This is a genomic window from Alicyclobacillus contaminans DSM 17975 (assembly GCF_000429525.1).
Taxonomy (GTDB): domain Bacteria; phylum Bacillota; class Bacilli; order Alicyclobacillales; family Alicyclobacillaceae; genus Alicyclobacillus_A; species Alicyclobacillus_A contaminans.
This window is the reverse complement of record NZ_AUCA01000071.1, coordinates 1-8,256: the sequence shown is the minus strand read 5'-3', so window position 1 is coordinate 8,256 and position 8,256 is coordinate 1. Positions and strand designations below refer to the sequence as shown.

General features: G+C 59.1%; 9 protein-coding genes. 7 read left to right on the top strand and 2 right to left on the bottom strand.

Going from position 1 to position 8,256, the window contains the following annotated elements:
• On the bottom strand, positions 1 to 269 hold a 269-nt coding region (locus G463_RS0116420), incomplete at its 3' end, for a transposase (protein WP_026975951.1).
• Between the two features lie 75 nt (positions 270 to 344).
• Here G463_RS0116420 and G463_RS21045 point away from each other — a divergent pair.
• From G463_RS21045 to G463_RS0116380, 7 genes are all read left to right on the top strand, one after another.
• Positions 345 to 1,154: a VOC family protein gene (locus tag G463_RS21045; RefSeq protein ID WP_051322396.1), complete on the top strand. Its 810-nt coding sequence runs from the start codon at positions 345 to 347 to the stop codon at positions 1,152 to 1,154.
• Positions 1,155 to 1,220: 66 nt separating this feature from the next.
• The gene (locus tag G463_RS0116410; RefSeq protein ID WP_245575938.1) at positions 1,221 to 1,880 is read left to right on the top strand and encodes a GntR family transcriptional regulator; all 660 of its coding nucleotides are present in this window, start codon (positions 1,221 to 1,223) and stop codon (positions 1,878 to 1,880) included.
• 90 nt (positions 1,881 to 1,970) lie between these two features.
• Entirely contained in the window at positions 1,971 to 2,912 is a 942-nt protein-coding gene (locus tag G463_RS0116405; RefSeq protein WP_245575937.1) for a DUF6282 family protein, read from the top strand.
• Between the two features lie 36 nt (positions 2,913 to 2,948).
• On the top strand, positions 2,949 to 3,671 hold the full coding sequence (locus tag G463_RS0116400) for a PIG-L deacetylase family protein (protein ID WP_026976018.1): 723 nt from the start codon (positions 2,949 to 2,951) through the stop codon (positions 3,669 to 3,671).
• Positions 3,668 to 4,348, top strand: coding sequence for a 4-carboxy-4-hydroxy-2-oxoadipate aldolase/oxaloacetate decarboxylase (locus tag G463_RS0116395; RefSeq protein WP_026976017.1), 681 nt, complete (start codon positions 3,668 to 3,670; stop codon positions 4,346 to 4,348). Before G463_RS0116400 ends, G463_RS0116395 begins: the two co-directional genes overlap by 4 nt.
• 68 nt (positions 4,349 to 4,416) lie before the next feature.
• The gene (locus G463_RS0116390) at positions 4,417 to 5,292 is read left to right on the top strand and encodes an NAD(P)-dependent oxidoreductase (RefSeq protein ID WP_026976016.1); all 876 of its coding nucleotides are present in this window, start codon (positions 4,417 to 4,419) and stop codon (positions 5,290 to 5,292) included.
• Between the two features lie 254 nt (positions 5,293 to 5,546).
• On the top strand, positions 5,547 to 6,815 hold the full coding sequence (locus G463_RS0116380; RefSeq protein ID WP_026976015.1) for an MFS transporter: 1,269 nt from the start codon (positions 5,547 to 5,549) through the stop codon (positions 6,813 to 6,815).
• Positions 6,816 to 6,936: 121 nt separating this feature from the next.
• Here G463_RS0116380 and G463_RS0116375 read toward each other — a convergent pair whose 3' ends face one another.
• Positions 6,937 to 7,674 (bottom strand): AAA family ATPase, encoded by a 738-nt coding sequence (locus tag G463_RS0116375; protein ID WP_026976014.1) that lies wholly within the window; start codon positions 7,672 to 7,674, stop codon positions 6,937 to 6,939.
• Positions 7,675 to 8,256: the final 582 nt, after the last annotated feature.

Genomic DNA, 8,256 nt, shown 5'->3' with positions numbered 1-8,256 from the left:
GATTTTTTTCGCAACACATCCACCTGCATCGTGAGTTCACCGATCTTAGCCCGAGCCTCCTGCAACTCTTTCTCCAGCTCCTGCTCCCTCGTAGAGGGTCCGGACTGAAGCCCAGCCCGTCCACCAGTCAGGAACGCTTCACGCCACCTGTAATACAGACTCTGGGCCACGCCATGCCGCCGACATACCTCGCTGATATTCGCACCGGGCATCATGCCCTCGAGCACGATGTTCATCTTCTCGTCCACTGTCCACTTACGTCCCGGCATCATAAACACCTCTACTTCATCTTAACCCATCCCTTCTGTCTGGGTTGACTCTGGGGCCAGTATAATTCCGCCTACCTGCGATGCTGGGGCGACTACGAGCGATACTCCCTCAAGTTGACGGCGTCGGACCAGGCGGGCGTGGCGCACACCGCGCTGCGCGCCATGAGTCCGGAATCCCTGGAGCGGCGCGTTCGCATCATCGAAGCGACAGGCGCAGGAGTGGGCTGGGTGGACGGAGACGGGGGGCACGGCCGGGCGTATCAATTTCGCGGACCGGATGGGCATCTCCTGGAACTTTATTATGAGACGGAGTATTATCAGCCGCCAGAACACCTCCGCCCGACGTTGAAGAACCAGCCGCAAAAATTTACGGGGCGGGGCGCTGCGGTGAAGCATTTGGACCACATCAACTTTCTGACCTCCAACACGGAGGCCGATGGGGCGTTCGTGGAAGACAAGTTGGGCCTGCGCCTCACCGAACAGATTTTGTTGGACAGCGGACGGCGCCCGGGTTTGTGGTACCGCGCGACCAACAAGTCGTACGACCTGGTCTATACCCAGGACGATACGGGAAGCCGCGGACGTTTGCACCACATCGCCTTCAGCGTCGATACCAACGAAGGCATCTGGCGCGCGGCAAACCTGTTTGTGGACCATAGCGTGTTCATTGAGTTCGCGCCGAGCAAGCATGCCATCAATCAAACCTACTTTGTCTACGTGTATGAACCGGGAGGAAATCGGATTGAAATCTGTTCCGGTGGATACCTGGTGTTCGCGCCAGATTGGGAGCCCATCACCTGGACAGAGGCGGAGCGCAAACGAGGCCAGGCGTGGGGCAATCCCACCGTTGCCAGTTTTCACACTTATGGCACCCCGGTCGTGTGAGATAATGGGGTCAGGGGCAACAGGGGGGCTAGCCCCGCCATTGCGCCAATCCGATGGAGTAGGAAGATGGAGATGGAAAAGGAATCGCTGCTGCTGACCGAGGATGAATGCTACGCAAAGCTGAAGGACGCCATTCGCACAGGAGCCCTGATGCCCAATCAGCGGCTGGTGGAGATGGACATGGCGAAAGCGTTTCATGCCGCCAGGGCCACGGTGCGGACCGCGCTGGCCCGGCTCGAACAAGAGGGGCTCGTCGAGCGGGAACGCTATCGCGGTGCGCGGGTGCGAATGGTGACGGAACGCGAAGCAGTGGAAATCATGGAGGTCCGCACCGCCTTGGAATGCGTGACCGTACGACACGCGGCGCAGAACGCGACGGAAGAGGATTGCAAGGCACTCGAAGAAATCATTGCGGAGATGGAACGGCACTATCGTGTCAATGATCTCCTGGAGTACTCCGAAGGCAACGCCCGACTGCACGGCACGCTGATTCGGATGGCCCGACACACGACCGCTGCGAAGGTGCTCGACACGCTGAATACCCAGAGTGTCCGCTTTCAATATCGAACCATTCTCTCGCAGGGGCGCCCGGAGCTCTCTCTGGCGGAGCACAAGGAGATTGTCGATGCCGTGGTACGGCGGGATCCGGACGCTGCCGAACAGGCCATGCGCAAACATTTGCAGAACGTGCTCGACACGTTGCGGGCGCTGCACACGCAGGAATAACGCCGAGGGGCGACCGCCCTGGCGGGCGTTTCCTGCTTCGAATTGTTAACAAAATCGTTGACAACACGTTGGGACTGGAGATGGAAGTGGATGAGTTACGTACCGATGACCGACAAAGATCGTGAACAGGTTCGCGACTTGCTTCGCGGCGCCTACGATACGCACGTGCATGTCGATCCGGATTTGATTGAGCGTCGCACGGACGACCTCAACCTGGCCAAAGCGTTTCTCGACAACGGGCTGAAGGGGTTTGTGCTGAAATCGCACTACTTCGCCACCGTGGAGCGGGCCAAGGTGGTTGCCAACGCGGTGCCGGGCATTCATGCGTTTGGGGCGGTCACCCTGAACCACGCCGTCGGCGGGTTCAACCCCGTCCTCGTGGATGTGGCGGGCCGCGCGGGGGCTCGCATCATCTGGTTCCCGACGGTCGATGCCGCCAATGAGACCGCCGGCCGGGAAGATGGACCCGTTACGAATAAGCTGCCGTTCTGGGCGAAGATTCAGCGCGAGATTCACGCGCGAGGCATCGCGCCGGCACCGTTGTCCGTGGTGGACGACGAGGGGAAGGTGCGGCCGGACGTGCAAACCTGCCTCGAACTGATCAAGGAGTACGACATGACCCTGGCCACGGGGCATCTCGGCAAGGCTGAGATCTTCGCGCTGGTCGAGGCGGCCAACCAGATTGGCGTCAAGCGGGTGGTGGTCACGCACGCGCTGTTCCCGGCCGAGCAGTTCACCGTCGACGAACAGGTGCGGCTCAGCCAGATGGGAGCGCTGATTGAGCATTGCTACACAACCTTCTATACCAACAAATGTTCGTGGGAGACGTTGTTTGCGTCGGTGAAAGCCGTTGGTCCCGACAAATGCGTCCTTTCCTCGGACCTCGGGCAGAAGGTCAATCCGTCCATCACCGAAGGGTTCTTCGACTTCGCGCATCAGTTTCTGGCGGCTGGATTCTCGCCCGCCGACGTCCGCAGGATGGCGGTGGACAATACCACCCTGTTGGTGGAACCGGACTACGTGTTCAATTAACAACACCCACTCAGCGGAAGACGGGAGCGATGGAAGATGGCAGATGCATCCAAAGGAACCATTGTGGTGGTCAGTGCACACGCGGCCGACTTTGTGTGGAGAGCGGGTGGGGCCATCGCGCTCTATCACGACATGGGCTACAAAGTCCGCGTCCTGTGTCTGACCTTTGGCGAACGAGGCGAATCCGCACGGTTGTGGAAGCAGGGAAAGACGCTGGAAGAAATTAAGGCCATTCGCCGCGAAGAAGCCGAAAAGGCGGCCGACATCCTCGGTGCGGAGGTCCGGTTCTTCGACGCGGGGGATTATCCGCTGGAGGTCACCGCCGAATTGCGGGACGGCCTCGTGCAGGAGTTCCGTCAGCACCGGCCCGAGTTCATTCTGACGCACTCTCTGGTCGATCCGTACAACGCCGATCACCCCCGCACCACCCAGCTCGTCCTGGAATCGCGCATTCTCGCGCAGGCGCATGGGTATCCGTCCGCATACGACGTCATTGGGGCGCCGGCGGTGTTCTTGTTTGAACCTCATCAGTCCGAGCAGTGCAACTTCCAGGTGCAGGTGCTGCTCGACATCACGCCCGTCTTTGAACGCAAGCGGAGGGCAATGGAGTGCATGGCGGCGCAGGAACACCTCTGGGCGTACTATACCGATCTCGCCAAGCGGCGCGGCGTACAGGCGGGGCGCAATGCGGGCGGAACCGTGGTGTACGCGGAGGCGTACCAACGGGTGTACCCCTATGTGGGAGGCGTGTTCGTATGACTGCGGTCGTCGTTCGCAACATTGAACGGGCCAGTGCTGCAGATGTGCAGGCCATTCTCCCATACGGAACAGCCACGGTGCACGAAGCGATGGGGCGCACGGGGCTGCTCGCTCCGTATGTACGCCCGATTTTTGACAGCGCCCGGGTGTGTGGAACGGCTGTGACGGTTTCCTGTCATCCGGGAGACAACCTGATGATTCACGCGGCCATAGAGGTGTGCAGACCCGGCGATGTACTGGTGGTGACCTGCACGTCACCGTCCACGGACGGGATGTTCGGTGAACTGCTGGCTGTGTCCGCACGGGCGCACGGGGTCGTGGGTCTTGTCATCGACGCCGGCGTGCGGGACACACAGGAACTGACGGACATGGGCTTTCCGGTGTGGGCCAAGGCCATTTCCGCCAAGGGAACCGTGAAGGCGACCGCAGGGTCTGTCAATGTTCCGGTGGTATGCGCCGGCGCATTGGTTCATCCGGGAGACATCATTTTGGGGGACAGGGACGGCGTGGTCTGCGTGCCTCGAGCGCTGGTGGGCGACATCGCGGAACGCGCGGCTGCGCGGGTCGCCAGAGAAACGCAGACGCGGGCGCGGCTGGCAGCGGGCGAACTGGGCCTGGACATTTACGGGCTCCGAGCGAAATTGGAAACTCTTGGCGTGGCTTACGTGGACCGGTGATGCGAGATGCGCGGGGGATGGCGCCGCCCTGCTCCCATATCAGCGCGTGGACGGGAGGTTGATTTCCAATGGTGGTTGGATTCATTGGATTCGGGGAAGCCGCTTTCGCCATTGCTTCCGGACTTCGTGAAGCGGGTGTGGAGCACATGGTCGCCTACGACGCGTTTCAAAATGACGCAATGAAAGCGCGGGCAGAACAGATTGGGATGCAACTGTTGGACAGCGTTCAGGCGGTCGGCGAGCGGGCCACGTTGGTGTTCTCGTTGGTGACCCCGACGGCGGCGCTTCCCGCTGCGGCTGACATCGCGCCCGCACTTCAGTCCGATGCCGTGTATGCGGATCTGAACTCCTGTTCTCCGAAACGCAAACAGGAGATTGCGGCGTTGTTGTCCAACACCGGTGCACGGTTTGCGGGGGTGGCGGTGATGTCCGCCGTCCCACCGCTGCGGCACCGGGTGCCGATGTTGGCGGACGGGCCGGGCGCCCATTTGTTGAAACGTTGGATGGAGCCGTATGGGATGCGCATCGACGTCGTGGAAGGGGGTGTGGGAGCGGCGGCTGCGGTCAAAATGTGTCGCAGCGTGATTGTGAAGGGCATCGAGGCGCTGTTCATGGAAGCGCTGTTGGCCGCGTCGGCGGCCGGCGTGGTGGATGATGTGCTCGCTTCGGTGGACGCCTCGTTTGGCAACATGACGCTGTCCGAATTGGCCAACTACCTGCTGGTGCGCAATGGGCAGCACGGCCAACGCCGCGCCCACGAATTATTGGATGCGGCTGAAACCGTATCCTCGCTGGGCCACACGCCCTGGGTGACCCGTGGCGCGGCGGAGCGGCTCGCTTGGTCCGCGGCGCAACAGGCCCGAGGATTCCGCGCGGAGAATCCCCAGTCGTTTCGCGAGGTGTTGGAAGCACTGTCCAGGACCGACGGGGAATCGATGGGATAACCATCGTCAAGGCAATAGGGAAGTCGATGAGAGATGAAATCGTCCTGAGGTGTTCCGAATACAGGAACGACTCCGTTTTTCAATCTGTAAAGTTCGATTATTTTGTGATCAAGCATGTCAGATTGCGGAGGTGAATCGGGAACCATCCTCAGGATGCTGAAAAAATGAAGTGGGTACGACGGATGATATCGGTTACATGATGGGCCTGGGCGTGATCCATGGCGTCAAATTGATTGAGGAAAGGGTGTCTGTCAATGAGCGATGAACCGAAAAAATCGTTCTTCCGCTACGAGAACGCGGTCGTGACGATGATGTTCTTCACCTTTGGTTTCGTGTTCATGGAGCGATTGAGCATTGTGTATCTGTTTCCGTTTATTGCCCCGGATTTGAAATTGGACAATACCCAGATTGGGCTGTTGGTGTCCGTTCTGGCCATCTGCTGGTCGCTGTCCGGGTTTTTCTTCGGAACCATTTCGGACTTCCTCGGTTCTCGGAAAAAGGTGTTGTTGCCTATCACCTTAGCCTTCTCGCTGTTCTCTTTCCTGACCGGACTTGCAAGGAACTTTGCGACCATGTTTGTGGCGCGCGGGTTGATGGGAATTTCCGAAGGGCCAGTGCTCCCCATCGCGCAAGCGGCGGTCATCGCGGAGTCATCCGAGAAGCGCAGGGGATTCAACCTCGGATTCGTGCAGAGCGCGCTTGGGCTCATCGGATCGACCGTAACACCGTTGATTGTGACGGCGGTGGCAGAGCACTATTCTTGGCACGCGGCGTTCTATCTCGTGGGTGTACCGGGCATCATCATGTTCTTCGTCTTGCTGAAGTGGATGATAGACCCCTCCAAACGCATGACCAAGGAGCAGATGGAAGCCGGTGAGCACAAGGTCCGCCGCGAGGACTATCCGGTTGTGTTCCGGAGCCGCAACGTCTGGGTGTGCATGATCATTGCGGTGTTTATGATGACGTGGTTGTTCGCCTTCACCACCTTTGCACCCACCTTCCTGACGGAGCATGACAAGTATTCGGCGGGCGACATGGGGTTGATCATGGCGGCCATGGGGCTGGGCACGTTCTTCTGGGGATTCGTGGGACCTGCCATTTCAGACAGAATCGGCCGGAAACCGACACTGGTGCTGTTCGGGTTCATTGCCGCCCTGTCGCCCATCTGCTTGGCGCTGGTGCACGGATCCGTGGCGCTGATGATGGTGATTGGGTTCTTGACCAACGCGGGGCAGGCTGCGTTCCCATTGTTTATGGCGGTCATTCCGGGTGAGTCTCTGAAGCCGAAGTACGTGGGTACAGCGGTGGGGTTGACGCAGCTTGTCGGTGAGTTTATCGGCGGTACCGCCGCGCCGTCCATTGGAGGCATGGCGGCGGATCACTTCGGCCTCTCCGCACCGCTTTGGATTGCTGCGGCAGGCGCGTTTGTAAGCGCTTTAATCGCATTTACCATTCGCGAAACCGCGCCCGTACGCGTGAGGGGGACAACGGCGCTCCACGGGGAAGTGTCAACGACGGCGTGAAGTCGTCACAACGCGGTCTCTGGGCGGCGGGACTCAACATGATGGCGGCGGAAGTCTCGGACTTCGGTCCGGCTTCTGCCGTCGTCTTGATCTGCCATCATTGGAAAAATGTCGGCCAATGTCAATCGTCGGTCTGGAACAACGTCTCCAACATGGCCTCACGGTTCAATAGGAAATGGCGCGTGATAACGTAGTGGTCCGTCTCCTCGTATCGAACAGGTGCCAGGGGGCTGGCATCAAAGTTGAGGATTCGGGCGGTTGGGTAGCCGAGCAGAATAGGAGAATGCGTGGCGATGATGAACTGGGTCTGTCCCGCCTGTTCATGCTCCCACAGGACGCGCAGCAGCGCCAACTGTCGGGCTGGCGAGAGTGCCGCCTCCGGTTCGTCCAGCAGGTACAACGCCTTGCTGCGGCCGCGAAAGCGCTGGGTGAAGAGCGAGAGGAACGATTCGCCATGGGATTGTTCGTGCAGCGACTTTCCACCGTACGCCGCGTAGCCCGTGGGACACTCGCGTTCCAGTTCGTCAATGTAGCTTGCAAAATTGAAGAAGCTCTCCGCGCGCAGGAAAAAGCCTCGGTTCACTTTGGGGAACCAGGAGAGTCGCAGATGGTTGTGGAGTGCGGACTCGGTCTGTGCGGTGGAAAACCGGTTGGCCGCACTGCCTCCCTCCGCATTGAATCCGGCGCAGATTGCGATGGCCTCCAGCAGCGTGGATTTGCCCGATCCGTTCTCCCCGACGAAAAACGTGACGGCCGTTGGAAAGGTGATCTCGGAGATCCCCCGAAATGCGGGAAGATTGAATGGATACTGTCCGGTATCGTCCGGCCAATCGACAAATCGAACTTCTTTCAGGAACAAGCGCCTCGCTCCTTTCTCGCCCCTCCTGCTACAGTGGAGTATATCAAACGGTTGCATTACACCGTTGACCGTCTGAGCAACAGATAAGAAATCAGGGCATAGCAGGCGATGAGCAGAACGATGAAACCAGCGACCTTCATACGTAAAAATGTAAAGTCGAACCCTGAACAGTAGAGAGAGTCGAACGCTAATTCGCAAAGGATTTGTAATGCAACTTGTGTATTATTGACATGGGAAAACGCAACACAAAAGGGCTGTCACGTTCTTTATCGGCGTGGATTGCTTTGCGCGACTGCTTTGATGTATGGACCATCCCTAGGAGCGTGTCCGAGTAATCTTTGAGTCAGTTTCCAGAAGGAAATTTCCGGATCAATGGCGAAACCTAACGGCAACAGCGTTGAGGAGGCTTCGCCATGCCACGAAAGAGGTTCCGTGGTCACAACCACGATCAACTGTTCCTTCTTCCGCCGGATTTGAACGAGTGGTTGCCGGAAAACCATTTGGCACGGTTTATCAGCGATGTTGTAGACCGGCTGGATACCTCTGCCATTACGGAACCGTACGAACGGGAATTGCGGGGTT

What these genes read in the sequence shown, in the direction of transcription:
- G463_RS0116410 (WP_245575938.1), top strand. Translation starts at nt 1,221, where the DNA reads ATGGAGATGGAAAAGGAATCGCTGCTGCTGACCGAGGATGAATGCTAC.
- G463_RS0116405 (WP_245575937.1), top strand. Translation starts at nt 1,971, where the DNA reads ATGAGTTACGTACCGATGACCGACAAAGATCGTGAACAGGTTCGCGAC.
- G463_RS0116400 (WP_026976018.1), top strand. Translation starts at nt 2,949, where the DNA reads ATGGCAGATGCATCCAAAGGAACCATTGTGGTGGTCAGTGCACACGCG.
- G463_RS0116395 (WP_026976017.1), top strand. Translation starts at nt 3,668, where the DNA reads ATGACTGCGGTCGTCGTTCGCAACATTGAACGGGCCAGTGCTGCAGAT.
- G463_RS0116390 (WP_026976016.1), top strand. Translation starts at nt 4,417, where the DNA reads ATGGTGGTTGGATTCATTGGATTCGGGGAAGCCGCTTTCGCCATTGCT.
- G463_RS0116380 (WP_026976015.1), top strand. Translation starts at nt 5,547, where the DNA reads ATGAGCGATGAACCGAAAAAATCGTTCTTCCGCTACGAGAACGCGGTC.